Here is a 26,330-nt window from a genome sequence, read left to right as displayed (position 1 = left end):
GGCCGGGATTGCGGCCTAAGGGCGGATAGTGGTTTTTCCTGCTACAGTTTTGTGACAAATCTGCTTTTACCCAGCTTTCTTGCGGGGATTATGTTGCAGGAGACGGAGGCGTTCAGTATTCCTCCTCGCATCCGGCGGACGTTCGGAACGGAGAGCAGATGGAAATTTCCGCAAGGCAGCCCCTGCCCGCAACAAAAAAGAACCACCCAGCCGGAGGTGTTCGCACAGCAGATCCTTTCTTCAGGATGCTGGTGATGGCAACCGGTATTGGTGTTCTGGTGGTGCTGGGGGCCATTATTGGTGTGATGGCAGTAGGGGGCTGGAAAGCCTTTGCTGTTTTTGGCCCTGAATTCCTTATATCTGCGGTGTGGAACCCTGTTACCCAGCATTTTGGGGCAGCGGCACCCGTTTTTGGTACCATTGTCAGCAGTGCGATGGCACTTGTTGTGGCGGTGCCGTTGGCTTTTGGTACCGCATTCTGGCTTGCAGCCCTTGCCCCTCCGGCTGCGGCAGCTTTTATTGGCATGGCTGTGCAGCTTCTGGCTGCTGTGCCTTCCATTATCTTCGGGATGTGGGGCTTTTTTGTGGTGGTGCCATTGGTTGCCCATTATGTGCAGCCTACGGCCCGGCATCTGTTTGGGCACGTGCCCGGGCTTTCCGCGCTTGTAGCTGGCGCACCATTCGGCACAGGTTTGTTCACCGCCAGCCTTATTCTGGCAATCATGATTACGCCTTCCATTACCGCCGTTATGCGGGACGTGTTTGTTTCCATGCCAACGGTATTGCGTGAAAGCGCTTACGGTTTGGGCGCTACGCGGTGGGAGGTTATGCGCAACGTGGTGTTGCCGTGGTCTCGGCAAGGCGTGATTGGCGCGGTTGTGCTGGGCATGGGCCGCGCCATGGGCGAAACAATGGCAGTGACCTTTGTGATTGGGGATAGCAACCATATTGGTTGGTCGCTTTTCGCACCGGCTAACACCATTGCTTCTCTTATCGCTTTGGAATTCCCTGAAAGTGCGGCGGGTAGCCTGAAGTTGGCGTCTCTCATGGCGCTGGGGGCTATTCTGATGGCAATTTCGTTCCTGACACTCTGGTTCTCTCGCTGGCTTCTGGCCCGTGGGCAAAAAGCTGCGGGAGATTAAGAATGGCTACGTCACGTTCTCTCCTTCGGTCCGATCGTTCTGCTTCGCTTCTGTTGCGCAGAAAAATCACCGACAGAATGGCAACCGGCCTGAGCTGGCTGGCCATGCTGATTGTTGTGTGTGTTCTGGGGTCCATTTTGTGGACACTGGTTAAAAACGGGTTGGCTGGGCTGAGCATTAACCTGTTTACGCATTCCATGGCGGCACCCGGCCAGAATGGCGGGCTGGCAAATGCCATTATGGGCAGCCTTCTGCAAACCGGGCTGGCCATTTTGCTGGGCACACCGGCTGGGCTGCTAACAGGTATTTATTTGGCAGAATACGGAGCGAACAATGTGCTGGCGCGCACGGTACGCTTTGTGTCTGACATGCTGCTTTCTGCCCCATCCATTCTGATCGGTCTGTTTATCTATATGGTGCTGGTGGCACCGCTGGGGCATTTCTCTGGCTATGCGGGGTCTTTGGCCCTCGCCATTCTGGCTATGCCTATTGTGGTGCGCACAACAGAAGACATGCTTTACTTGGTGCCCGTTGCCATGCGTGAGGCTGGTATTGCGCTGGGGGCGCCAAAGTGGCGGGTTATCCTGTTTATCTGCTTACGTGCGGCGCGCGGGGGCATTCTTACAGGTGTTTTGTTGGCTGTGGCACGTGTGGCAGGTGAAACAGCACCGCTGCTGTTTACATCACTGGGGAACTCCGAGTGGTCTGTTGATATGAACAGGCCCATGGCCAGCCTGCCCGTAGCTATCTACCAGTATGCAGGTTCCGCTTATCAGGATTGGATGCAGCAGGCTTGGACAGGCGCGCTGCTGGTTACACTTGGTGTATTGGTCATTAATATTGTGGTGCGGGTAGGAACCCGTGGAGGACGGACATGAGCGTAGAGGTCCAAACGGAAACCGTTGCCGCAGAGCAGACAGTGACTGTTGCTGAGACAGAAAAAGATGCCCGCCCGATTGCTTTGCAGGTGCGTGATCTGAATTTCTATTACGGCAAGTCACACGCGCTGCACGATATTTCTCTTAATTTTCCCGAACGCAGCGTAACGGGCATGATCGGCCCATCAGGGTGTGGTAAATCCACCCTGCTGCGCGTGTTGAACCGGATGTATGACCTGTATCCGGGCCAGAAAGCCACGGGTGAGGTGATATTCGATGGCCAGAATATTCTGGCCACCGGGGTGGACCTGAACGTGCTGCGTTCACGCATTGGCATGGTGTTTCAGAAACCCACGCCATTCCCTATGTCCATTTACGATAATATTGCTTTTGGTATTCGGCTGCATGAGCGTGTTTCCCGTTCAGAAATGGATGGACGGGTAGAAGATGCCCTGCGGCGCGTGGCTTTGTGGTCTGAAGTGCAGGACAGGCTCAGCAGTTCTGCTACGGCCATGTCTGGCGGCCAGCAACAGCGTTTATGTATTGCGCGCACAATTGCTGTGCGGCCTGAAGTTATTCTGCTGGATGAACCTACAAGTGCGTTGGATCCAGTTTCCACTGCCCGTATTGAAGAACTTCTGGATGAACTGAAAACCGAGTTCACCATTGCTATTGTAACGCACAACATGCAGCAGGCTGCGCGATGTGCGGATCAGGTGGCATTTTTCTATATGGGCAAGCTGATTGAAGTGGACAGCACAGCACGCATGTTCACAACCCCGCGTGAGCAGCAAACGCAGGATTATATTACCGGCCGCTTTGGGTGAGCAGAAAGGAACACGTTATGGGAAACGAACCCGCACATACCGTTACCCGATACGATCAGGAACTTGATCGGCTGCGTGGAATTGTTGCCCGCATGGGTGGTTTGGTGGAACGCCAGACAGCGCAGGCCATTGCCGCAGTGGTGGATCAGGACGAAGAAGCCGCGATTGAACCACCCGAACTGGATACGGAGGTGGATGCGCTGGAACGTGAGGCAGAAATGCTGGCGATCCGCATTCTGGCCCTGCGCGCACCAATGGCGGTGGATTTGCGTATGATTGTTGCCGTTCTGAAAATGAGCGGTGACCTGGAACGTATTGGCGATTACGCCTCCAGCATTGCCCGCCGCGCCATGAAGGTGGAGCCGCTGGATGGTGCATTTTCCTTTAGCCCGTTACGGGCCATGGCGCGCCTTGTGCAGGAAAACCTGCACAAGGCTATTGAGGCCATGGTGGAAAATGACAGCACCCGCGCCATGGAAGTGTGGAATGCGGATACGGCTGTAGATGAGCTATATACGGCCATGTTCCGCGAACTGGTGACGTATATGATGGAAGACCCGCGCAAGATTGGCCCGTGTATCCATCTTCTGTTTGTTGCAAAAAATCTGGAACGCATTGGTGACCACGCCACCAACATTGCAGAGCGTGTTTACTACGCTGTAACCGGCAACATGCTGCCAGCAGTGCGCCCACGCGGCGGTGCAGCCAGAAAAGACGCTCATAAAGATTCTTGATTTTGTAGAACTAAAGGTTGGCGCGTATTAGCCCGTAAAGGTGCGTGCCAATCCTTCCTGCAGATCTATGGGCTGCACGCCTAACAAATTCTGCATCGGTGCAATATCGAAGTTCTTGTTTTCAAGCAGGCGGCGGATTTCGTCCGGCCCGATTTCAGGCAGCCCCGGAACCCGAGAAGTTATACGGGCACATGCCATAAGCAATTTGGCAGGTAATGAAACAAAGGGGCGCGGGCGTAATCCGCTGGCCTGTCCCACCAAAGTTACAAACTGTTTGTAGGTTACGGCGTTTTTCCCGGCAATCACAAGGCTGCGTGGGCCATGCCATGTTTGTGCAAGTGCAGCCAGAATACTGGCGGTCACATCTCCCTGCCAGATAGGCTGCACCAAAGCTGTTCCGCCATTGGGCAAAGGAATAACGGGCAAAAAGCGCAGGAGTGCTGCCAGGCGCTGCACATTATTTTCACCCTGAGCACCATAAATCATGGTGGGGTGTAAAATAATGCCATCCCGCCCGGAGTCCAGCAGGGCTTTTTCACCTAACAGAACACCATTGCCGTGAGCATCGGGCCAGTGTGTGAATTTACGCGTACTGCCGAGACATACCAGTTTGGCAGAAGCCGGCGCAGCAGCCAGCAAGGCTGGGATATTACGTGCATGCGCTGTGCAAACAATGCGCGTGGCATCTGCCAATACAGGTTTTACCATCCCCGTCGGGGCTGTTAAATCGGCAATACGGATATTTTCTAACCCGGTTGCCCGGCTGGCGTTACGCACAATCGGAACAACGGGAACACCCTGTGTCAGTAAAGCCTGACACACAGCTCGCCCAGAACGGCCTGATGCCCCAATAACATGAACAGGGTCTGCCATCGGCTGTAGCGTATGAAGGGGCAACATTACGGCGTATGCAGGGAAAGGCCGACCTGCTGTGCAATTTGTGGCGCCACACCTACAGCTCCCAAAGACGCCAGAACTGTCATGAGAGGGAGAGGGCGCTGCGGCTGAATATAGATATCCAGCGGGCCTTTTTCAGGGTGCAGGGCATAGGTAAGTGCCTGGGCCAGAATCGGGTTGTTGCCCTGCTTGATCTGTTCCTGCCAGCCGGACAGCATATCCTGCAGGTTCATGTTGCGTGCCTTGGCAGCCTGATCCAGTATTTTCGGCACAAGCCCATGATCCATATAGTTCATGTGCATGTGTAAAACCTGCATGTCTGCATTTGCGGCTACAACAGCGTGGGAACCTGCCTGCGCAAAATCGCCATCCAAGTGCAGGCGGCCCATCTGGGCGGCATCTACACTCAGTTCTTCAATATGCAGTTTGTCTGTTTTCAGATCGTGCGTATCGTTGAGAACCAGAGAGGCGCGTAGGTGGTCATAACCCAAGGTGGGCAGCCATCCGAGATTCGGTAAGCTGGGCCAGAGTTCTGCATCCTGCACGCTGGAAACCTCCTGCTCGGCGGTCTCAGACTTGCTGGAATGAGAAAGAATTTTCACAGCGCGTAAAAGCGGGCTGTCACCATCAATGGCAAGGTGGTCAATCTGGATGTCACGGGTGCCATTGCGGCCGGTATAAGCTGCGCCGGTTGTAAGGCTATTGTACAATCCAGCCAGATCCAGCCCATCAATGCCAACATGGTCAGCAGAAACATGGCGGGCAGGGGGCACATCCGCAGAAAATTGCAGCTTTGTGGCCTCAAGGTGTGAGGCCATGCTTTCTCCAAAGTCATCTACCGTAACGGTATCGGCAGCAATGTCGGATTGCAGGCTATCAATAAACCCATGCAGTTTTGTGGCCTCTGCATGTTGGATGGAAAGCGTATGCGCTGGTGTGTGCACATCTTCCTTTACAGGCAGAGTTACGCCTTCCATGGCCAGTTTTGCCAGGTGCAGGCTACCCGCCGTATCTGCCATCTGAAAGTTACGGAAGGAAAGGTGCTCAATAAGCGGGGACTCGGAGCCTTTGGTAACGGGTTTGGAAACCTCGGCTTCATCTGCAGTTATGGTTTCTGGCCCCTGGCGGAACACAAGGCTGGTAAACTTTACACTGCGCCCCAGAACGCCGGGTGTGGCTTTTTTATATGTAAAAGAAGCATCAGGCCCCAATGTTTGCCTAAAACGCTCTATGCTTTTGTCCAGCATAAGATGTTCGGCATGGCGTGCACCAAGCCAACCAATGCCACCTAGAATGGCAATGCCGGAAATCATGACCAGAACGTTCTTCTTCACCCGTTGGAAATCCTACTGTTTCGGGACACAAAACCAGCTTTAGTGCATGGTGGATGGGGCTGCAAGCGCCGATGCGGTAACATATTACCTATAGAAAACCCCCTGAAAATACAGACATCAACGCAAAGAGTGCTTGACGTTTTGTTTTGGGCACCGCATAAGGCGCCATCTTGGATACACAACTGTTCTAGTATGGAATCAGTGTCATGAAGACCACCCTCTCGCTGAAGCCCGCGGAGGTGACGAAGAACTGGATCCTGATCGATGCCGAAGGTCTCGCTCTAGGTCGTCTCGCCGTCATCATTGCCCAGCGCCTGCGCGGCAAGCATAAGCCTCAGTTTACTCCGCATGTTGATTGCGGTGACCACGTTGTTGTCATCAACGCGGAAAAAGTTGCCCTGACAGGCCGCAAGGCTGATCAGAAGCTCTTCCACTATCACACCGGTTACCCCGGCGGCATCAAGGAACGCACTGTAAAGCAGCGCCTTGAAGGCAAGAATCCGGGTCAGCTGGTTGAAAAAGCTGTGGAACGCATGATCACACGCGGTCCGCTGCAGCGTCAGCAGATGCGCAGCCTGCATGTTTATGCTGGTGCAGAACACCCGCATGCTGGCCAGAACCCCCAGCAGCTTGATGTTGCGGCCATGAACCGCAAGAACGTTGTTAACGTGCAGAAGGGCTGAGCAGAATGTCTGAAACTCAGGAACGTACAGGCACGCTGGCCGATCTGAAGACCGTGGTTCCAGAAATTGCTTCTGACGCCCCGGTTTATGAAGCCAAGCGTGACGCTCAGGGCCGCTCCTATGCAACCGGCCGTCGTAAAGACGCAGTTGCTCGCGTGTGGATCAAGCCTGGCAAGGGTGAAATCACCGTTAACGGTCGCCCGGTTGGCACCTACTTTGCGCGCCCTGTGCTGCGCATGCTGCTGACCCAGCCTTTTCTTGTGTCTGACCGCTACAACCAGTTCGATGTGGTTTGCACCGTAACAGGTGGTGGTCTGTCTGGTCAGGCAGGTGCTGTTCGTCATGGTATCAGCCGCGCGCTGACACATTACGAACCAGAACTGCGCAGCATCCTTAAGGCTGCTGGCTTCCTTACGCGTGACTCTCGTAAGGTTGAACGTAAGAAATACGGTCGCGCCAAGGCTCGTCGTTCCTTCCAGTTCAGCAAGCGCTGATCTGTCGGGAAAAACGGTTTACCGTTTGGCAAAAACGGGTGGGGAAGAAATTCCCCACCCGTTTTTTTATGGTGTCATGAATGTTTTGGCATCCTGCGCAAGGGCTGCGCGGCTGTCTGCCCGGATGTAAAGCATATGTCCGCCAGGGTAAGTGTGTAGGGCAATGCGGTTTCTGCCTACCGGAATATGCTCAGCTACCCAGCGGGATGAGGCAAAGGGGCAAACCAGATCATAATACCCATTGGCAATAAAAACCCGCAGGGTTGGGTTCAATGCCAAAAGGCGGCGAAGTGTCGGAATAGGGCGGACAATAGGGCTGCCACCATCCCGATAATCCCACGCCTCATTTACCTTCATGTTCAAAAGAGAATAGCTTAGCGGTGTGCGGAAGTTCAGGCTTGTTGCAGCATACTGTTCAAATGCGCTGCCATAGGCGCGGGTAAAGCCATCCAGAATGGGGTCCGGGCTGGCACCATTTTCCACACCTTCGGGGAATGGGTCTGCAATGGAAAACGTACTATCGTAAAGGGAATAAAGGCGCCCATTACGGCTGCGCACATCGTGGGCCTCTGGCTGCAACATGCCGCGTTCTTTTGCCACAGTCTCAAGCGGGATGCCTGAATGTGTGGCAACGTCTTCGTAAAAATCCTGCGCGGCATTTCCGGCAAGTGGCGCATTGGCCAGCGTGCTGAGGTATGGGCCAATGGCGTAATGGTATGCGCTATCCAAATGCCCGGCAGCGTTTTCTGGTGTCAGTTTATGTTGCAGTGCAAGCTGGGATGCTTCCAGAGAGGGCAGGACAAAACTGGTTGCCAGAATATCATTGGCCGTATCCAGCAATGTCATATCCAGTGCTGGGGAGATCATGATGATCCCATTCACCAGAATATTTTGATCCTGCGCGAGGGCATCGGCGACTTCAATAGCGCGGAGGCCACCGTAGCTTTCACCTACAAGATAACGTGGAGAAATCTGCCGGTTATTGCTTTGGGCCCAAAGCTGGATAGCTTTTGCAAATGCGTGTGCATCCTGTTTAACGCCGTAAAATGCCTTAGCGGCTTTTTTGGCATCTGTAGGGATAGACCAGCCAGTGCCCGGTGCATCTATAAACACCAGATCTGCTGCAGCCAGCCAGCTTTCCGTGTTGGGTGTGAGCTGTGCATTGGCACCATCTGCCGGGTTGCCATTAGGGAAAGAGAGAACAGAAGGGCCAGCCGCGCCCAAATGTAAGTAAGCCGTGCCTGCGCCGGGGCCACCATTAAAGAAATAGGCAACAGGCCGATGAGCCGGATCTACACCATCCTGCGTATAGGCAACGTAAAAAACACGCGCCGTAGGGGCACCTTCATCATCCCGTAAGGTCAGGGTACCGGTATGGGCTGTGTAAGGGATTTTGCGCTTATCAAAAATGCCAGTGTGATGCGTGATGGCGTCCTGAGGCAGCAGGGCTGCTTCATTGTGAAATGTATCTGTTTGCGTTTGTGCCGGAGCTGGGCCTGTTACCGGTGGTGTGGGCTTGGCTGGCGGTGGTGATGGTTCGGTTGCGGCTATGGCTGTGGTGGATAGGCTAAGGGCAACAGCTAAAGAGCAAGCAAGCTTTAGCTTGCTAAAACTTGGCCATTTTGCCGGGTAGAAAACAGGTTTCATCACGATACGCATGATCCTTGAGTTTATCGAAAATACTTGTCGCTATGCTGCGTCTGCAATCGTGTTCTCGCAAGGGCCGGGGTGGACTATTTTTTGCCAGAATTACATGTCTAAAAATTCATCAACGCTCCACTTCGTGTGGACAGAATTGAAGAAAGAATAGGTTATTATGAGGTTTATTCAGAAATTTGCGGTGATGAGTTTATCTGTGGCAGCGTTGGCTGGCACGGCATCTTTGGCACATGCTGATCCGTGCCTGTCTCTGACGGGTTGCCTGCAGCAGGACGCACAGGACCAACTGAATGCAACGCGTGATAGCGTGCGCAATGATGCCAATAATCTGACATCTGGTTTTAGAAATAGCGGGCAGGCTGCGCGAGATCAGGTGCGCAATAGTTGGAACAATAGCACTGAAGCAACGCGTGAACAGCTACAGGCGCAGCGCGATCGTGTTACCAATGCAGAAAAGAACGTGCGTGACCGCTGGAACAATAGCGGTGAGGAAGCACGTGAGAAACTGCAGGCACAGCGAGACCGTGTCACCAATGCGGAAAAGAACGTCCGGGATCGCTGGAATAACAGTGGTGAGGAAGCACGCGAAAGGCTGCAGGCGCAGCGTGATCGTGTAACCAACGCAGAAAAGAACGTTACAGACCGTTGGAATAATGCGGGGGAAAATACGCGTAAGGCTTGGAAAGCCCAGAGAGACCGGGTTTCTTCAGACCTGCGCGATGCAACCACTCTGCCACCTTTGTAAGGTTGGCTCAAACTGCATCAGGCCGCTTGAAAGCGGCCTGATGGGTTGATGAGTGTAAAGTTTATTTTGATTTACGCTTGCGGGAAGAACCGTTTTTGCTAGGGCCTTCCCGACGAGGCGCAAAAGAACGGCCACCTTTGGGTTTCCGATCAGCATAAGCAGGGCGAGGTCCGCCACCACCGCCACCTTTGCGGGGTGCTGCTGCTGGTTCCACTGTAATTTCATCCGGGTCCGTGGCAGAGGCGCAAGACGCAAACTGCTCAGCTTTATCGGGAGAAATTTCAACCAGTGTGTGGTCCTGCGTAATACGGATAGAGCCGATATCCTGCTTTTTAATGTTCCCCAAGCGGCACAGCATGGGCACCAGCCATTTGGGGTCTGCCCGATCTTCACGGCCAACAGAAAGGCGGAACCATTTGCCATCCATCGCAGGTGCACGTTCTCTTTCGCGCACAGGGCGGTTTGGATCACGCTCACGCGGGGCACGACGCGCATCTGGAGTGATGACGCGTACAGAAACAGGTGCAGGCAGGCTTTTATGCCACAGGCCAACAAGTGCTGCAGCCAGTTGTTCTGGCGTGTGTTCAGCAACAAGGCGACCGATCAGCGTTTGTGTTTCTGCATCTTCCGGTGCCGGAGCAGAAAGGAATGGAGCACCCAAAAGGCGCTCGGCATCGGCTGTGGCAATGGCCGCCGGGGTAGGGGCACCACTCCATTCTGCGGTGACCTTGGCGGCCTGAAGCAGGCGTTCTGCCAATCTTCTGCGTGCCGGTGGCACCAATAACACACAGGTACCTTTTTTGCCTGCACGGCCTGTACGGCCGGAACGATGCAGCAAGGTAGCTGGGTTGGAGGGCAGGCTGGCATGGATAACCAGCCCCAGATCCGGAATATCAATACCGCGGGCGGCTACGTCTGTTGCTACGCACACGCGGGCTTGGCCATGGCGCAGGCTTTCTATGGCGCGGCTACGTTCGTTCTGTCCCAGATCACCTGAAATGGCGACGGAGGAAAAACCGCGTTCTGTCAGAATCGCCTGCAACTGGCGCACAGCTTCACGCGTATGGCAGAACACGATGGCAGCGGAGGATTCCATCAGGCGCAGCACGTTTACAACCGTGCCAGCCATATCGCCTTGTTCGGTCAGAACAGCACGGTAGGTAATATCGGCGTGGGGAGTATTTGTCCCTACCGTATCAATGCGTAGGGCATCCTGCTGATATCGGCGTGCAAGGGCTGCAATATCGCGTGCAATGGTTGCGGAAAACAGCAGGGTGCGCCGCTCTTTTGGCATGGCGTCCAGCAGGGTTTCCAGCTCATCACGGAAGCCCAGATCAAGCATTTCATCTGCTTCATCCAGCACCACGGCTTTCAGGTGTGAAAGATCAAGCGCACCGCGGCGCAGATGGTCACACAGGCGGCCAGGGGTGCCCACAACAATGTGGCAGCCAGAGGCAAGGGCTCGGGCTTCCTTGCGGGGTTCCATGCCACCAACGCAGGAAACAATGCGTGCACCGGTTTCGGCATACAGCCATTCCAGCTCACTACGCACCTGCAAGGCAAGTTCACGCGTGGGGGCAATAACCAGAGCGATAGGTGCGCCAGACGGCACGCAGCGGCCTGCATCATTCAGCAGCAGGTCAGCCAGCGTCAGGCCGAAAGCAACAGTTTTGCCAGATCCGGTGCGGGCTGAAACCAGCAGGTCGCGATTTTTGGCATCATCGGCCAGAACGGCGGCCTGAACAGCGGTAGGAGCAGTAAAGCCACGTGCAGCAAGAGCACGAGCGAGAGGGGCAGGAGCATTCTGAAAAGGCATACAATCCGGATCCGGGCAACGGGAATAGAAATGCGAGATAAAGGTTCCTGCCCGGAAAAGCTAGTAGTTTGACGGCAGAACCCTGTACTGCATGATTTTATAGCACAGGAATTATGCGCTTTTACTGGAAAGGAAGATAGCGGAAATCCATAAAAACCTGGCTCATACCAGCACTTGGGGCGCCGCCCAGCCCTTCCCAGGCCTTGCGGCGGGAATACGCAAGCTGCAAACCGGCTTCCACAGTGCCGTAATGGCCCTTGAAGAAACGATACCACGCGCCAACGGTTGCTTCCATGACGCTGCGGGTATTGCCTGTGCAGCCAAGAGTGGAAAGTTCTGTGGCCATTTCAACATTACAGCCGCTGTTATCAAACGATGGGTTGCCATACCCATAGGCAGAGCCATTGGCATCAAAGTAGCGACGGCCTGCCTGTTGATATCCAAAGTAACCATACACATCGATAAGCGGGTTAGGGTGGGCAATAACGCCAGCCGTACCTTGTATGGATGGAATGGGTGAGGGCTCACCTTTGGAATTAAGCGTGGCATCTGGCAGCAACACAGACCCGTAACGGCCAATGCCTACCCCAGCCAAGCCTGCAAGCCGCACTTCCACCTTGTGCGGCAGAACGGGAAGCACAACAGAGCCACCACCACCGCCAGCAATGGCAGTATGGTTGCGTCCGCCACCAAGTTCGGAAACGCGGGTATGCGGAAAGTGCAGAATCCCCTCAATTTCGTAGTGCCCCCAGTGGGGGTCCCATGCCAGTTTACCAATAATGTCTGGGGCAATTTCGTTGGGGAAGAGGGCATCGTTTGTCAGGCCCGTGCCGTCATACCCTACAGTTGCAATCCGTCCGTTTGGCAGGCGTACCTGCCCGTCTGTCACGCTCGAAAAGCTATCAACATTATAAAGGGTGGCCGAGTTTTCGATGGAAAGGCCAGCCCACAGCCTGTGCTGGAAGAAGTCTTTTACAAAGCGGAACTGTAGCTGCCGTGCCCATGTCTGGCCTGCCAGCATGGAGGATTCGATGGTGAGAGGCAGATTTTCCTGACGGGGAATAATACCCACGCGGCCAGGTGTCAGCATGCTCCATGCTTGCCCGGCCAGAAAGTGAAAGTTCAGAGCACTGTTATCGTAGGCCATATAAAGTTGGCGCATACGGAAGGTGTAACTGTTACTTTCATACGGATCTGTTGTGGAAGCGCCCGCCCCGAAGTCCATTTCATAAAAACCGGAAATGGTGGAGTTTTTATCCACGTTGCCGCGGGCCATAAGGGAAATACGGCTGTAACGTGCGCTGCCTTCAAAGTTATCGGTATGGTAACGCGCATCACCCTTGTAAGGCATGTCCGCCCAATAGTTGAAGGTGCCGGTGGATGTGTGGCGGTTTGATTCCACCGCCGCTGCATCCAAAAAGCCACCCAAAATAAGGGTAAGTGGCCCAAGGTGGAACACGCCATGGTCGCCCAGCGCACCGGCGGCCTGTGCGCCAGCTGTTTCACGTTGGTGCGCGCCCACTTGGTTGTCCGCAATACGGGCAATCATGTCTTCTGCACGGTGGCCAACAACAGATTCCACTTCGGGCGTATCATTTTTGCCAGAAAATACAGGTTGGGCATCTGGACCAATGGCATGACGCATAGAGCGTGTGGAGGCTGGTGCGCTAATACCCGGATCTGTGGAGGCTGTGCTGGCGATTGTACCATCCTGCATGGCAACGGTAACACCAGAGCCAGAACTGGCAACGGCATGGTGGCTGCCAGAAACAGCCCTTGCTGTAGTGGAGCTGCCATTACTGGCGTGTACAGTGCCGCGGCGCTGGGCAATCTGTTTTTGCACGCTTACGAGTGCTTTTTGCAATTCGCGCTGTTCGGTTTGAATGCGCGCAATCTGCTGTTCCAACGCATCAAGCGAGGCCGCATCATCCGCTGCCGCATAGGCGTAGTTCATGGCCATTCCGCCAGAGGCCAGTACAGTGCCCATGCATAGGCCTGTTTTAATATGATGTGCCATGCGGCAGGAAAACTGGCGGAAGATGCGCATTCGCTTTTCAAATATTGTTGAAGTGGTTCTTATATGAATGTGAACCATTTTCCTTGGCTTGCCGTAAAGAGCTCTCTCCTTAAAAAATAATTTCAGGGAAAAAAGATGTGCGTTAAGCACAGGCGTTGGTTTTTATTATGCTCTGTTTGGTAAAGGAATGTTTTTATGGCCAAGATGATCCACAGCATGTTGCGGGTGTTGGACGAGGCACGTTCCACGCATTTTTATGCAGATACGCTCGGCATCAAACCTGTCGGCCGGTTTGAATTTGAGAGTTTTACATTGGTGTATCTGGCTAATGATGAGCAGACTTTTGAGCTTGAACTTACAATCAACCACGGGCGGACAGAACCTTATGATCTAGGGGAAGGTTACGGCCATCTCGCTGTGTCTGTTGCGGATGTGCAGGCAGAACATGATCGTATGGAAGTAGCTGGGCATCCGGTTACGCCGGTTAAAACGCTGGAAAATAAAGGCCAAGTGGTAGGGCAGTTCTTTTTTCTGACCGATCCGGATGGTTATAAAATTGAAGTATTGCAGCGTGGTGCTCCGGGGCGCTTCCTGTAAGCACGTTACAATTATGCCAGTAGAGCGCGGAAAAGACCGATTTCCGGGCCTGCTGGCTGCTTTCTCTCATGGCATCAGCGCTTAAAGTGGCGTATAAGCCACGGCATGCTGACATCTTTCCGTAAAATGCATGGTCTGGGGAATGATTTCGTCATTCTGGACGAGCGCAATGGGCATTTGTCCCTTACGCCAGCCCGTATAGCCGCTTTGGCGCATAGGCGCCGTGGTATTGGGTGTGACCAGTTGGTGACGCTGCGCCCGGCCTGTGCGGAGGGGGCAGATGTTTTTGTGCGTTTTTTCAATCCTGATGGATCAGAGGCCGGTGCGTGCGGAAATGCTTCGCGCTGTGTGGCTGATCTGATCTGGCGGGAAACAGGAAACAGAACGCCTGTGCTACAAACGCGCGCTGGATGCCTGCCTGCGCGGATAGAAGAAAACGGTCTGATTACGGTAGATATGGGTGAACCCCGCCTGAACTGGCAGGATGTGCCTTTGGCGGCGGAAATGGATACCCTGCATCTGCCATTGGAGGGTGACCCTGCCGCGGCATCTATGGGGAACCCGCACGCAACGTTTTTTGTGGAAGATTTTGTGCGCCTTTCCCAAGGGTATGCGCTGGAGCATGACCCGCTTTTTCCCGAACGCGCCAATATCGGCTTTGCGCGTATTGATGGGCCAGCACGGATGCGGCTCAAGGTGCATGAACGTGGTGCCGGTGTAACAGAAGCCTGTGGTTCTGGCGCATGTGCCGCAGTGGTAAATGCAGCACGGCGCGGTCTGATCGGCCGTGTGTGTGAAGTGGAACTGGATGGTGGCATTTTGCGGATTGAATGGACAGCCAACAATCATGTGCTCATGACAGGTTCTGCAACAACAGCTTTTGAGGGGACGGTTGATTTGGCCGCGTACCCGGAATGAGCAAGCCAGAAATTCTCACATTTGGCTGTCGTCTGAATACATGGGAAAGTGAAGTGATGCGTAACCACGCAGCTTCACTGGATAATGTAATTATCGTGAACACCTGTGCCGTTACGGGAGAGGCAGAGCGGCAGGCGCGGCAGGCTATTCGGCGCGCGCATCGTGAAAATCCGGATGCCCGCATTGTGGTCACAGGATGTGCAGCCCAGATTAACCCAGAAAGTTGGAGCGATCTGCCCGGCGTAGCCCGTGTACTGGGGAATGAGGAAAAGCTGAAGGCCGAGAGTTGGTCTGCATCTGCCTTGTCTGAGCCGCTTGCTGTGTCCGATATTATGGCAGCCAAGGAAACGGCCGCACATCTGGTGACGGAATTTGCAGGCCGCACACGGGCTTTTGTGCAGGTTCAGCAGGGGTGCAATCATCGGTGCACGTTCTGCATTATTCCTTTTGGGCGCGGGCCATCTCGGTCTGTCCCCGTGGGGGCTGTAGTGGAGCAGGTACGTGCTTTGGTGCAGTCCGGGTATCGGGAAGTGGTGCTGACCGGGGTGGATATGACATCCTGGGGGGAAGACCTGCCCGGCAAGCCAGTGCTTGGTCAGCTTTGCCGCCGCGTGTTGCGCCTGGTGCCAGAACTGGAGCGCATGCGCCTTTCTTCGGTAGATCCGGTCGAGATTGATGAGGATATCTGGCAGCTTCTGGCAGAAGAGCCACGTTTTATGCCTTATCTGCATCTTTCCTTGCAGGCAGGGTCTGACCTGATTCTCAAGCGCATGAAGCGGCGGCATTTGGTGGCAGATGCTGCGCGGGTTGTAGAACGTGCACGAAAACTGCGGCCAGATATTGGCATTGGCGCTGATGTTATTGCGGGCTTCCCAACTGAAGATGAAACGCTGTTTGAAGAAACCCGCAGTTTTCTTGCCCAGCAGGCGCTGCCGTATCTGCATGTGTTTCCGTATAGTGAGCGGCCTGGAACGCCTGCAGCGCGTATGCGTGCAGTGCCTGTGCCCGAGCGCAAGGCGCGTGCTGCGCAGTTGCGCGAAGTGGGTGCAGCCTCTGCTGCCCGATATTATGAAAGTCTTGTAGGTCAGCCCCTACGCGTGCTGATGGAAACCCCAACCACCGGCCATAGTGAGCAGTTTGCGCCGGTGCGGCTTGCGCAAGGTGAAGCCGAAGTGGGGGAAATTATAACCCTTCAGCCCACAATGGCCGAAAGTGCAGGGCTGGTGGTGGAAAGGATCTGAGATGGCGCTTGGTTTTTTCTCTCGTCTCAAGCAGGGATTGTCACGTTCTACCCAAAAGCTGGGTGGAGGCATTACGGGCATTTTCACCAAGCGCAAGCTGGATGACGAAGCACTGGAAGAGCTGGAAGATCTGCTGATTACAGCAGATATGGGGCCGGCTGTTGCAGAGCGTATTATCGAATCCTTCCGATCCTCCCGTTTTGGCACTGAGGTGACGGACGAAGAAATTCGCAACACCTTGGCGGACGAAATTGCCACCATTCTGGAACCTGTTGCCAAGCCTTTTGAGCCTGATCCCGCACACAAACCGCATGTTGTATTGGTGGTGGGTGTGAATGGCGTGGGTAAAACAACCACTATTGGCAAAATGGCCCGCTTTTTTACCGAGGAAGGTAAGAAGGTGATGATGGTGGCGGGCGATACCTTCCGCGCCGCAGCCGTGGAGCAATTGCAGATTTGGGGCGAAAGAACCGGTTGCCCGGTTATTGCTGGCCCCCCCGGTGCAGATGCAGCCGGTTTGGCCTTTGAAGCACTCAAGCGTGGCAAGGCAGAAGGTGCTGATCTGCTGTTTGTAGATACGGCCGGCCGCCTGCACAATAAAAGTGCGCTGATGGAAGAACTTGCCAAGATTATCCGCGTCATGCGTAAGTTCGATGAAACGGCGCCACACTCCGTGTTGTTGGTGCTGGATGCCACAACTGGCCAGAATGCTGTGGAGCAGGTGCGGGTGTTTCGCGAACTTGTGAATGTGACCGGTCTGGTGGTGACAAAATTGGATGGTTCTGCCCGTGGGGGCATTGTGGTGGCGCTGGCTGATCAGTTTGGGTTGCCCGTGCATGCCGTGGGTGTGGGTGAACAGGCAGAAGATCTGCGACCTTTCTCCGCAGTGGATTATGCACGCGGTTTAGTGGGTGTGGCTGACACAGTCTGATTTTTTGTGGAGAATTATGGTGGAAAAGACAGATTTTGATGCATCTATCCATCATGGTTTCTTGACAGGATATGACAGCCCCGTTAGCAAGCGCCTGCACCCCTCTGAAGGGGCGAAGAATGAGTAAGAACGGTGACGATTCCTTCGATGCTCGGCTAAAGGCGGCAGAACGCCGCTCTGGCCTAGAGAAAAAGGAAGATTCAGCCGAGAAAGAAGATGCTATAGAGCAATCTCTTCCTGGGCTGGCGCTTAGAGCTGGGGCAGAAATGCTTTCAGCACTGATAGTGGGCGTTGCAATTGGGTGGGAGCTGGATCACTGGCTGAAAACCCGGGCAGTTTTTCTCGTTATCTTCGCGCTGATGGGCGGAGGTGCTGGCGTGCTGAATGTTTGGCGGCTGGTCAAGTCGATAGACGGCAAGTAAGAAGCTGTAATCCGATACGATTCGGATGCGGTAAAGGGTTTTAGGAGAGCGGTTGTGGCGGGCGGTTCCAGCATCAACGTACTTGAACAGTTTGAGCTTCATCCCGTTCTTGGTGGGCTGGGCGAAGCATTGCGTTTCAGCCAATCCCCCCTGTACATGATTGTGGCAGTGTGTCTGGTTCTGGCATTCCTGTATTTTGGTATGCGCCCAGCAGCAGTTGTTCCCGGTCGTTTGCAGGCAGCGGCAGAAGTTTGTTACGAATTTATTCATAACATGGCGGTTGATACGATCGGGCCAGAAGGCACGGCTTTCTTCCCGTTCATCTTCACGCTGTTCTTCTTTATTCTGGCCGGTAACTATATTGGTCTGCTGCCGTTTTCCTTTACGTTTACCAGCCATATTGCCGTAACCTTTGCGCTTGCCATGATGGTGTTTGTGCTTACGGTTATTGTCTCCCTTAAGGTGCAGGGGCTGCGTTTCTTTGCGCACTTCATGCCGGAAGGCGCTAGCCCGTTTCTGGCTCCGCTGCTGATCCCGATTGAAATTCTTTCTTTTCTTTCGCGTCCTGTCAGCCTCTCCATCCGACTGTTCGCCAACATGGTTGCCGGGCATGTCATGTTCGATATTTTCGCAAGCTTTGTTATCATGCTCGCCGGTTTTGGTGTGGTGGGTGACGTGTTTGCGGTTGGGCCGATTGCCATTAACGTGGCACTGATGGCTCTTGAGTTGCTTGTTGGTGTGTTGCAGGCCTATGTGTTTGCCATTCTGACGTGCATCTACCTGCGGGAGGCCGTGGCTCACTGAGGAGCTGCTTTGCCCGTTTCGTTTGAACTGTACTTGAAACAAGGAAGTGACTGATATGGACATCGCTGCAGCCCGGGAAATCGGTGCAGGTATCGCCGTGATCGCCCTTGCCGGCGTTGGTATCGGCCTCGGCAACATCTTCTCCACGCTGGTAAGCAGCATTGCGCGCAACCCGGCTTCCCGCCCGCATGTGTTCGGTCTGGGTATGCTCGGCTTTGCTCTGACAGAAGCTATCGCTCTGTTCGCGCTGCTGATCGCGTTCCTGATCCTGTTCGTCTGAGAAAGCTTTCAGGAAAGAGGAGAACATTCCTGTGGGTGTGATTAAGAAGATGCTTCGTGCCGGCCTGTTGGCAACGGTTTCCGGTGTGTCTCTTCTGGCCGTTTCCGCGCCTGGTGCATATGCCACGGGAATGCCTCAGCTAGATTTTGCCAACCCCCTTGTAACCGGTCAGGTTATGTGGGGCGCGGTAATTTTCTTCGTCTTTTATATGGTGCTCAGCAAAGCCATGCTGCCCGGTATTACCCGGGTGCTGCAAGACCGTAGCAAGCGTATTTCCGGGGATCTGGAAATTGCACGCGCGGCTAAGCAGGACGCCGATAAAGCTGTTGCTGAACTTCAGCAGGCCCGTAAAGATGCCATGGCAGAAGCTCAGGCGCATCTTGATCAGGTTCTGGCAGAAGAACATAAAGCTGCCGAACAGCAGATGCAGGAAATTAATGCGCGGGTAACAGCAGAAATTGCTGATGCCGAAAAACGCGTGGCTGAGGAAAAAACGCGTGCATTGAGCGCGCTTAAAGAAATTGCAGGTGATACCACGCAGGCTCTGGTTCAGCGTCTGACAGGTATTGTGCCTGATGCTCAGCTTGTTGCCCAGAAGGTTGAAAGCGCTTCGGCGCACAGCACTATCTGACCAGCTCCGGGGGAATTTTCGTCATGTCTGGCATTTTTCACGAAGCGGGTTTCTGGGTCGCTGTTTCGTTCGTTTTGTTCTTTGTGCTGGTTGGCAAAAAGATTTGGCTGCCTATTACCACCGTTCTGGATAGCCGCGCCAACCGTATCCGTGAAGAACTGGATGAAGCTGCCCGCTTGAGAAGAGAAGCTGAGCAGATGCTAGAAGATGCCACGCGTGATCGTGAGCAGGCACTGGCAGAAGCTAAGTCTTATGTAGAGCAGGCGCATCAGCAAGCCGCTGAAATGGCCCAGAAAGCACGCGCAGAGGCAGAAGCCGCTGTGCAGCGTCATGAGCAAATGGCGCGTGATCGTATTGCTGCTGTAGAACGCGCTGCTGTTAAAGAAGTGCGCCAGTTGGCAATTGATGTGGCCGTACAGGCTGCCAACGGTGTTATTCCTCAGACGCTTGATGAGCAGAAAGCCGCAGGGCTTGTTGATCAGGCGCTGGCTGGTTTGCCTGCCGCTCTTGCGCGCAAGGCAGCCTGAAACATTATCAGCTGAATGGTGAATACGTGACAGGTCTGGTTTCAGCCACACCGTCACAGCATAACGATGCTCAGTGTGAACTGAGCATCGTTATTGCTGTTTTGGATGAACAGGATAATCTGCCACAGGTTTGCCGGGAACTGGCCGAGGCCATGCAGCAATTGCCTGCGGTCGAAGTGGTTTTTGTAGATGATGGCAGCCAAGATCAAACCGTAGAAGTTTTGCAACGTTTGCGGGATGAATGTTTGCCAAGTTTACGCATTCTTTCTCATGATCGGCGTTGCGGTAAGTCTGCTGCCCTACGCACAGGCATTACAGCTGCCCGAGGAACATGGATTGCCACTATTGATGGTGATGGGCAGGATGACCCACGTGAGCTCGGTAATTTAGTTTCTCTTGCGCAAGCGCAGGCAACCAAGGGGAGGGCCCCACTTGTTGTGGGGGTGCGCACGCGCCGTAAAGATGGTTGGTCCCGCCGTTTTGCAACGCGTTTTGCTAACGGGTTGCGGCAGAAACTTTTAAATGATCAGTGCCCGGATACAGGCGCACCTATCAAAATTTTCCAACGAGAAGACTTCCTGCGCTTGCCGCAGTTTGAGGGCTTGCATCGTTTCCTTCCGGCGTTGTTCGCATCTTACGGTGTGCCGTTGGTGTGCCACCCTGTTACGCATCGGCCGCGTTTGCATGGGCAGTCTAAATACACCAACTTTAATCGTGCAGTGGTTGGCGTGCGTGATCTGCTGGGCGTGATGTGGTTGCGGAATCGTACGCATCTTCCAAAATCGATTCGTGAATGCTGAATCAGAAAAACGGTCACCAGCCACTTTCTCTTAAAGCTCTGCTGCTTTTAGGCCTTGCTGCTTTTTTGCTGTTTCTGCCAGGGCGCGCTGTTACGCCACCATTTGATCGGGATGAACCCCGATACATGGAAGCCACAGCGCAGATGCTAGAATCGCACAATTTTGTAGATGTGCGCTTTCAGGACAAACCGCGTTATTTGCAACCGGCTGGTATTTACTGGCTGGAGGCTGCTGCTGTTTCTCTTACAGGAATGCAGCATCAGCGTGTTGTTTGGCCGTATCGTATTCCCTCACTTCTGGCCATGTCTGCTGCTGTTGTTCTTACAGCACTTATTGGCTCCATGCTGTTTGGGGCTTCGGCCGGATTGGGTGCGGGCTTGTTGTTTATGGCTTCTGTGCTGGTTGCAGCAGAAAGCCGTATGGCCACTATCGATTCCTGCCTGCTGCTTACAGTTTTGCTTGCGCAGTTGGCGTTAACAGGCGCTTTGCGAGATCGCCAGCAAAGTGTGGCCACGCCCATAAAACGTGCTTTGCTGTATTGGGGTGCCATTGGCTGCGGCCTGATGTTGAAAGGGCCGGTTATTCTTATCCCATCTCTTGCGACACCCTTGGTGTTGGGGATGTTAGAACGAGATTTTGGTCTGTGGCACAGAATGCGCCCGGCATGGGGCTGGCTTCTGTCCACAGCTATTCTGGTGCCGTGGTGTGTAGCTATTGGGGTTGTGAGCCACGGTGAGTTTTTTCGGAATGCTGTAGGTACCAACTTTTTAGGCAAGGTGGCCTCTGGGCAGCAAGCGCATGGGTTGCCACCAGGCTACCACCTGTTGGTTTTTTTGCTGGCGTTCTGGCCAGGCTCATTTTTTGCGGCCTGCGTGGCACCTTTGGTTTGGCGTGCGCGTAAGCAAGAAACAGTGCGCTATTTGCTGTGCTGGATTATTCCGCATTGGGTGGTGTTTGAAGCGATTGCGACAAAGCTCCCGCATTACGTGCTACCTACTTATCCTGCTATTGCCATTCTTACCGCAGCGTTTCTGGCCCAAGGTGGGGACGTATGGCGTAATTGGCCTGCGCGAGTTTGGGGCAAGGTGCTGCTCAGTATTTATGCTGTCGCGTGGGCTCTGGTGGGCATTGCCTTGGCCGTTGCTGGCCCAACCCTTGTCTGGGTGTTGGAGCACCAAATATCCGCAGCTGCTATTGTTCTGGCCTTGGGTGTATTGCCGTTGGTTGGCCTTGCAACATGGTATATTTCACGTGCACGCTTGCAACAGGCCGCTTTAAGCAGCGTGGCAGCGGCTGTGCTGCTCTATGTGGGACTGTTTACGGTGGTGGTGCCACAGTTGCAGAGCATCTGGTTGGCCCCGCGTCTGACAGCACTGGTGCAAGCACACCAACCGTGTGCAGAGTCGCATGTGGTGTCAGTATCATTTTCTGAGCCCAGCCTGGTCTTTCTGCTGGGTGGCAAGGTGTTGCTAACGGGTGCAGAAAATGCTGCAGCAGCTGTAAAGGCAGATGCAAAGTGCACGGTGGCACTTGTTGATCAGCGCGATACACCCGCATTTATGGCAGCGCTGGGGAATAAAACAGAAGATGCCGTTAGCCTTGGTACAGTAGGTGGGCTGAATTACTCCAACGGCCATCATTTGCTCATAAGTTTGTACAAGCTGAATACGCCGCCAAAGCAGTAAAACTGTTTGAATGGACGGATATAAAACGCATTTTTACAGCGCAATGCAAAAGTGGGTTCAGTATTTTGGGAAGTGCAAAAGGAAATGCCCGCTGGCGGATTCGAACCACCGGCCCCATCATTACGAATGACGTGCTCTACCAACTGAGCTAAGCGGGCACATTTTGTTTGCGGGGCGGTGACTATCATGGTCCCTGTGCCTACGCAAGGGGAAAACTGCAATTTACCTAGCAGTTTGGGCAACAACAAAACGTCATTTCTGGCTTTAAGCAGGGGTGCCATTCTGTTTTGAGTGTGACGGAACAGTTTTTTCGTTTTAAGAACTATCCGTATGAACATGTCGCAGTTATTTGGCTTGGTGCGGGAGGCCCTTAATCCCGGGCAGAATGTTCCGGTTGATGAAAAGCGGCATGTTCGGCTTGTGCAGGGCATTGTGGAATGCCCTTGCTGTGGCCATTACCAGCATCTGTCAGAACTTAAACCCGGAACACAGGCACGCTGTTGCCGATGCGGGCAATTGCTGGATCGGCGCAATCGCACTTCTCCTATCGCAACGCCTCTGGCTTTTTGTATCAGTTCGGCTTCTCTCTATTTGGCCATGCTGCTTTCCACATTGATGATGCTGGATCTGTATGGGCGGGAGAGAACCGTAGATATTCTTACTGGCCCGATAGAATTGTTGCATGAGGGGTGGGGCGAAATTGGCGTGCTGGTGGCCATAGCCACCATTATTGTGCCGGGGCTTGTTATCAGCATGATGATGCTGGTGCTGGTTGGTGCGCTTCAGCCCAAGCTGCCGTTCTGGGTGCCGCATCTTCTTAAGTGGTATGAACGCTTGCGCCCGTGGTCGATGGTGGAAGTGTATATTCTGGGCGTCTTTGTGGCCTACACCAAGCTGTCAGATATGGCTTATGTGCAGGTGGGGGCGGCAGTTTTTCTGGTCGCTTCACTTATGGTCACCATGTCCGCCACAGATGCCACGTTGGATACGGAATTGATCTGGCGGCGCAGGCAAACAGATACCAGCTTGCGGCGGATGGATAATCAGCGCGTACGTCTATCCTGCGAGGAAATCGGGCCGGATGACCAGATACCGCCACCCAGCCATATGGTTTCCTGCCTGTCTTGCTCTGCTGTGCTGTTGTTTGATGAAAAGCTGGATCAAACAGCTCCGTTAGGGTTTTGCCCTCGCTGCGGGCATGTGCTGCGCCAACGCAAGCCAGATAGCATTGCCCGCACGGTGGCGCTGCTTGTTTCCGCTGTGGTGTTTTATCTGCCTGCCAATATCTACCCGGTTATGACCGTTATCCGGCTGGGCGCAGGCACGGGGCATACCATTGTGGAAGGGGCCATAGAACTGTGGGAAAGCAACATGATCCCGCTTTCCCTGCTGGTGTTGTTTGCCAGTGTGTTGGTACCCGTTCTTAAAATTATCGGGCTGATGTTTATGGTGATCAGCACCAAATACCATTCTGCGCGAAATCTGGCTGCCCGATCCAGGCTTTACAGGCTGGTAGATGTTATCGGGCGCTGGTCTATGATTGACGTATTCATGGTTTCCATTCTGGTAGCCATGGTGCGCTTTAGCAGTATGGCTAGCATCAGTGCCAATGGCGGTGTGGTATGTTTTGCCGCCGTTGTGGTGCTGACAATTTTTGCAGTGCATGCATTTGACCCTCGGTTGATGTGGGATGCAGCGGGCAAAAACGGCGATACGGCCCCAGCCGATGCCGGGCAAAATTGCCCGGCAAAAATTGAGGCTGCTGCATATTGGGACAACATGGAGCCGGACAGGGCGTGAACGGACACAGTCATAATCATTTCTCTCCTCCAGAAGGGGAAAGTGCTCAGGATGCTCTGGTAAGGCGCATTCGGTTTTCCATTATCTGGATTATCCCCATTGTTTCCGTGCTGATTGCGGGCTTTCTGGTCTGGCGCAGTTTTATGGACAATGGGCCAGAAATTACCGTTGTATTTGATACAGCCGATGGCCTGACCAGCGGCCAGACACAGGTAAAAAACAAATCTGTGGTTCTGGGCACGGTGGAAGGTGTTTCGCTGACTGATGATCTGCGGCATGTCAAAGTGCGTATCCGTATGAATAAGGGTACGAATGATATGCTGACAGATAGCGGCCGGTTCTGGGTTGTGCGTCCGCGTATCAACGGGGCAAGTATTACCGGCTTGGAAACCCTGATGTCTGGTGCGTATATCGCGTTTGATCCGGGGCTGAACAAGAATGGCCACCCTGCAGGTAAACGCACCACAACGTTTGAAGGGCTGGAAGCTCCTCCGGGTGTGAGGTCAGATCAGCCGGGTCGTATTTATACGCTGGTAGCTGGCAATATCGGGTCTATCGGGCAGGGGGCGCCTGTTTTCTTCCGTGATGTGGATGTGGGGGAAGTGCTGGGTTACACCATGCCACCCGGCGGCCGTGGCCCGGTGATGATCCAGATTTTTGTGCGCGAACCCTATGATCATTACCTGAACACCAATTCCCGTTTCTGGAACGTTTCTGGCGTTAAGGTTGGGTTTGGCGCCGGTGGGCTTAAGGTGCAGTTACAATCCCTGCAGGCTTTGTTTTCTGGTGGCGTGGCTTTTGGTCTGCCGCCTGTTGCAGAAAGCCGTTTGCATCCAGCTTCAGAAGCGCCAGCCAATACGGTTTTCAAGCTGTATGATACCCATGAGGATGCAGATAACGCAGGCTATCGTGAGCGCGTGCCACTTGCCACTTATGTAATGTCTTCTGTCAAAGGCTTGGATGTTGGCAGCCAGGTCACGATGTTTGGGATTCAGGTGGGCAATGTAACCAGTGTAAAGCTGGATCTAAGCTCCAACCCGGGCCATCCGCGTGTGCGTATTGGCATGGAAGTTCAGCCTGAACGCGTGCTGTCTCCGGCTGAACTGCGGAATAACAATCTGACAGATATGTTCCGCACTCTGGTGGCGAATGGTCTGCGTGCTTCAACAGACAGTGTGAGCTTCCTGACGGGTGAGGGGATGATTTCCCTGAACTTCATCAAGAATCCCGCACCAGCCACAACCAGCATGGAAGGTCCTACGCTGGTTATTCCAAGTCAGGCCGGTGGGATGGGCGGAATTATGGATTCGCTGTCCACCATTACGTCTCGTCTGGCGGCTATGCCGTTTGAACAGATTGGCACAAACGCCAATAATCTGCTGGCACATGCGGATCAGACACTTGTGAGCCCGGATGTTAAGCAGTCTCTGATTGGACTGCGCAATTCCATGCAGAACCTGCAGGCGCTTACGCATGATCTGCGCAATGGTATGGCACCGCTGAGCAAGCGTCTGCCAGAAATGGCACAGCAGCTTGATCAAACCCTGCAGAATGCCAACCGCCTGCTGGCCAGTTATGGCGGCAACAGTGATTTCCATCGGAATCTGCAATCCATGGTGGTGCAGTTGGGGCAGACAGCGCGCTCCCTGCGGTTCCTGTCAGATTTCCTGACCAACCATCCTTCTGCGCTGCTTTCAGGACGATAAGATCATGACGCAAACTGGTTCTTGCAAGCCCATGAAAACCCGTCTTGACCGGCGTATGTTGCTCCGCCTGAGCGGTGTGGCCGGGCTGGGTGTTATGGCCTTTACGTTAACGGCCTGCTCTGGTGGGAGTCCCTCCCTTTACACATTGGCGGTTACACCCGGCCAACCGCAGCCAGGTGGACCACGTTTTGTAGAAGTGCGCTTGCCTACTGTGGCATCCGGTTTGGATAGAGACCGGATTGTTACGGTAGATAGTGGTTATAAGCTTACAGTTTCTGCTGCTGATGCATGGAGCGATTCCCTGCCGGCCCAGATCAGCCGCGTTATGGCGGGGGATCTGGCGCAGCGCCTGCCGGGCACAGGCGTGTTTGTAGAGAATGATACTGTGGCGACTGAGCCGGAAGCCTATGTGGATATGTCCATCAGCCGCTTCTCAACCGGCCCGTCAGGCAACGTGGAGCTGGATGCCACGCTTTCCATCCAGCCCGCATCTGCTGGTGCTCCTGGCAAGGATGAGCAGTACTATATGCAGAACTTTACACTGCAGGGCACACAGGCCAGTGCCACCATGCCAATGGTGCAGGTGTTAAGCCAGTTGCTGGGCCAATTGGCGGATGTTGCTGCCCAGCAGTTGCGCCAGCTTCCTTCTGGTCAATCCACTGGGCGACACACCATTGTGCGGAAGAAAACACAGCACGGGTGATATTGTTCTACAGCGTGTCGTCAGTTAAGCAGGATGATGATTGAGGCGAACTGCACGGC

General features: G+C 54.1%; 26 protein-coding genes and 1 tRNA gene. 21 read left to right on the top strand and 6 right to left on the bottom strand.

The genetic code is table 11. From position 1 onward, the window contains the following. Window positions 1-158: 158 nt before the first annotated feature. From pstC to phoU, 4 genes are read left to right on the top strand one after another with little or no spacing between them, the layout of a single operon-like run. Complete coding sequence (pstC, locus tag APA10_RS00905; protein WP_003629539.1) at window positions 159-1,142, top strand: phosphate ABC transporter permease subunit PstC; 984 nt, start codon at window positions 159-161, stop codon at window positions 1,140-1,142. A gap of 2 nt (window positions 1,143-1,144) precedes the next feature. Further along, the gene (pstA, locus tag APA10_RS00900) at window positions 1,145-2,020 is read left to right on the top strand and encodes a phosphate ABC transporter permease PstA (RefSeq protein ID WP_014457530.1); all 876 of its coding nucleotides are present in this window, start codon (window positions 1,145-1,147) and stop codon (window positions 2,018-2,020) included. After that, window positions 2,017-2,847 carry a phosphate ABC transporter ATP-binding protein PstB gene (gene pstB / locus APA10_RS00895; RefSeq protein ID WP_003629541.1) on the top strand — a complete coding sequence of 277 codons (831 nt, stop codon included), beginning with the start codon at window positions 2,017-2,019 and terminating at the stop codon, window positions 2,845-2,847. The genes pstA and pstB overlap by 4 nt, the downstream gene beginning before the upstream one ends. 17 nt (window positions 2,848-2,864) lie before the next feature. Next, window positions 2,865-3,581 (top strand): phosphate signaling complex protein PhoU, encoded by a 717-nt coding sequence (gene phoU, locus APA10_RS00890; protein WP_003629542.1) that lies wholly within the window; start codon window positions 2,865-2,867, stop codon window positions 3,579-3,581. Window positions 3,582-3,608: 27 nt separating this feature from the next. On the opposite strand, the gene APA10_RS00885 is transcribed toward phoU, so the two are convergent. Together APA10_RS00885 and APA10_RS00880 are read right to left on the bottom strand one after the other, a co-directional pair. Next, the gene (locus tag APA10_RS00885; RefSeq protein WP_174714363.1) at window positions 3,609-4,481 is read right to left on the bottom strand and encodes an SDR family oxidoreductase; all 873 of its coding nucleotides are present in this window, start codon (window positions 4,479-4,481) and stop codon (window positions 3,609-3,611) included. Then, the gene (locus APA10_RS00880) at window positions 4,481-5,812 is read right to left on the bottom strand and encodes a hypothetical protein (RefSeq protein ID WP_003629544.1); all 1,332 of its coding nucleotides are present in this window, start codon (window positions 5,810-5,812) and stop codon (window positions 4,481-4,483) included. Before APA10_RS00880 ends, APA10_RS00885 begins: the two co-directional genes overlap by 1 nt. Window positions 5,813-6,018: 206 nt before the next feature. Between APA10_RS00880 and rplM the strand changes: the two genes are divergently transcribed. After that, window positions 6,019-6,495: a 50S ribosomal protein L13 gene (rplM, locus tag APA10_RS00875; RefSeq protein WP_006115057.1), complete on the top strand. Its 477-nt coding sequence runs from the start codon at window positions 6,019-6,021 to the stop codon at window positions 6,493-6,495. A 5-nt stretch (window positions 6,496-6,500) separates the two neighbouring features. Further along, window positions 6,501-6,989 carry a 30S ribosomal protein S9 gene (gene rpsI / locus APA10_RS00870; protein ID WP_003624653.1) on the top strand — a complete coding sequence of 163 codons (489 nt, stop codon included), beginning with the start codon at window positions 6,501-6,503 and terminating at the stop codon, window positions 6,987-6,989. A 66-nt stretch (window positions 6,990-7,055) separates the two neighbouring features. On the opposite strand, the gene APA10_RS00865 is transcribed toward rpsI, so the two are convergent. Beyond that, the gene (locus APA10_RS00865; protein WP_003629545.1) at window positions 7,056-8,648 is read right to left on the bottom strand and encodes a S10 family peptidase; all 1,593 of its coding nucleotides are present in this window, start codon (window positions 8,646-8,648) and stop codon (window positions 7,056-7,058) included. A gap of 184 nt (window positions 8,649-8,832) precedes the next feature. Between APA10_RS00865 and APA10_RS00860 the strand changes: the two genes are divergently transcribed. Then, a complete protein-coding gene (locus APA10_RS00860; protein ID WP_231111152.1) occupies window positions 8,833-9,393 on the top strand; it encodes a hypothetical protein in 561 nt (186 codons plus the stop codon). 61 nt (window positions 9,394-9,454) lie between these two features. Here the strand turns inward: APA10_RS00860 and APA10_RS00855 are convergent, their stop codons facing one another. Together APA10_RS00855 and APA10_RS00850 are read right to left on the bottom strand one after the other, a co-directional pair. Next, window positions 9,455-11,209, bottom strand: coding sequence for a DEAD/DEAH box helicase (locus tag APA10_RS00855; protein WP_003629547.1), 1,755 nt, complete (start codon window positions 11,207-11,209; stop codon window positions 9,455-9,457). A 121-nt stretch (window positions 11,210-11,330) separates the two neighbouring features. Next, window positions 11,331-13,376 (bottom strand): hypothetical protein, encoded by a 2,046-nt coding sequence (locus APA10_RS00850; protein ID WP_035365816.1) that lies wholly within the window; start codon window positions 13,374-13,376, stop codon window positions 11,331-11,333. A 45-nt stretch (window positions 13,377-13,421) separates the two neighbouring features. Between APA10_RS00850 and APA10_RS00845 the strand changes: the two genes are divergently transcribed. The 11 genes from APA10_RS00845 (at window position 13,422) to APA10_RS00795 (ending at window position 22,062) form a co-directional block, all read left to right on the top strand. Beyond that, a complete protein-coding gene (locus APA10_RS00845; protein WP_035365817.1) occupies window positions 13,422-13,823 on the top strand; it encodes a VOC family protein in 402 nt (133 codons plus the stop codon). 105 nt (window positions 13,824-13,928) lie between these two features. Further along, window positions 13,929-14,741, top strand: coding sequence for a diaminopimelate epimerase (gene dapF, locus APA10_RS00840; protein WP_003629553.1), 813 nt, complete (start codon window positions 13,929-13,931; stop codon window positions 14,739-14,741). Further along, window positions 14,738-15,982, top strand: a complete 1,245-nt coding sequence (gene mtaB, locus APA10_RS00835; RefSeq protein ID WP_003629556.1) for a tRNA (N(6)-L-threonylcarbamoyladenosine(37)-C(2))-methylthiotransferase MtaB — start codon at window positions 14,738-14,740, stop codon at window positions 15,980-15,982. The genes dapF and mtaB overlap by 4 nt, the downstream gene beginning before the upstream one ends. 1 nt (window position 15,983) lies before the next feature. Beyond that, entirely contained in the window at window positions 15,984-16,913 is a 930-nt protein-coding gene (gene ftsY / locus APA10_RS00830; protein ID WP_003624133.1) for a signal recognition particle-docking protein FtsY, read from the top strand. A 119-nt stretch (window positions 16,914-17,032) separates the two neighbouring features. Continuing rightward, a complete protein-coding gene (locus APA10_RS00825) occupies window positions 17,033-17,335 on the top strand; it encodes an AtpZ/AtpI family protein (protein ID WP_003629558.1) in 303 nt (100 codons plus the stop codon). 54 nt (window positions 17,336-17,389) lie between these two features. Further along, window positions 17,390-18,139: a F0F1 ATP synthase subunit A gene (locus APA10_RS00820; RefSeq protein WP_003624139.1), complete on the top strand. Its 750-nt coding sequence runs from the start codon at window positions 17,390-17,392 to the stop codon at window positions 18,137-18,139. 55 nt (window positions 18,140-18,194) lie between these two features. Further along, the gene (locus tag APA10_RS00815; RefSeq protein WP_003624142.1) at window positions 18,195-18,419 is read left to right on the top strand and encodes an ATP synthase subunit C family protein; all 225 of its coding nucleotides are present in this window, start codon (window positions 18,195-18,197) and stop codon (window positions 18,417-18,419) included. Between the two features lie 49 nt (window positions 18,420-18,468). Next, window positions 18,469-19,050, top strand: a complete 582-nt coding sequence (locus APA10_RS00810) for a F0F1 ATP synthase subunit B family protein (protein ID WP_003629560.1) — start codon at window positions 18,469-18,471, stop codon at window positions 19,048-19,050. Between the two features lie 23 nt (window positions 19,051-19,073). Then, on the top strand, window positions 19,074-19,577 hold the full coding sequence (atpF, locus tag APA10_RS00805; RefSeq protein ID WP_003629562.1) for a F0F1 ATP synthase subunit B: 504 nt from the start codon (window positions 19,074-19,076) through the stop codon (window positions 19,575-19,577). 26 nt (window positions 19,578-19,603) lie between these two features. Next, complete coding sequence (locus APA10_RS00800; RefSeq protein WP_003629564.1) at window positions 19,604-20,377, top strand: glycosyltransferase family 2 protein; 774 nt, start codon at window positions 19,604-19,606, stop codon at window positions 20,375-20,377. Then, on the top strand, window positions 20,371-22,062 hold the full coding sequence (locus tag APA10_RS00795; protein WP_003629565.1) for an ArnT family glycosyltransferase: 1,692 nt from the start codon (window positions 20,371-20,373) through the stop codon (window positions 22,060-22,062). Before APA10_RS00800 ends, APA10_RS00795 begins: the two co-directional genes overlap by 7 nt. An 85-nt stretch (window positions 22,063-22,147) precedes the next feature. Here APA10_RS00795 and APA10_RS00790 read toward each other — a convergent pair. Then, a tRNA-Thr gene (locus tag APA10_RS00790) sits at window positions 22,148-22,220 on the bottom strand. 172 nt (window positions 22,221-22,392) lie between these two features. Here APA10_RS00790 and APA10_RS00785 point away from each other — a divergent pair. From APA10_RS00785 to APA10_RS00775, 3 genes are read left to right on the top strand one after another with little or no spacing between them, the layout of a single operon-like run. Continuing rightward, window positions 22,393-23,862 (top strand): paraquat-inducible protein A, encoded by a 1,470-nt coding sequence (locus APA10_RS00785; protein WP_003629566.1) that lies wholly within the window; start codon window positions 22,393-22,395, stop codon window positions 23,860-23,862. Continuing rightward, window positions 23,859-25,568: a PqiB family protein gene (locus tag APA10_RS00780; protein ID WP_035365818.1), complete on the top strand. Its 1,710-nt coding sequence runs from the start codon at window positions 23,859-23,861 to the stop codon at window positions 25,566-25,568. The genes APA10_RS00785 and APA10_RS00780 overlap by 4 nt, the downstream gene beginning before the upstream one ends. Window positions 25,569-25,572: 4 nt before the next feature. Then, entirely contained in the window at window positions 25,573-26,271 is a 699-nt protein-coding gene (locus APA10_RS00775; protein WP_003629568.1) for a PqiC family protein, read from the top strand. The last annotated feature ends 59 nt before the right edge of the window (window positions 26,272-26,330 follow it).

Origin of the sequence: Acetobacter pasteurianus subsp. pasteurianus LMG 1262 = NBRC 106471 (assembly GCF_000285275.1) — a bacterium.
In the GTDB taxonomy this organism is placed as follows: domain Bacteria; phylum Pseudomonadota; class Alphaproteobacteria; order Acetobacterales; family Acetobacteraceae; genus Acetobacter; species Acetobacter pasteurianus.
The sequence above is the reverse complement of the archived record's forward strand: the minus strand, read 5'-3'. Positions and strand labels throughout refer to the sequence as shown.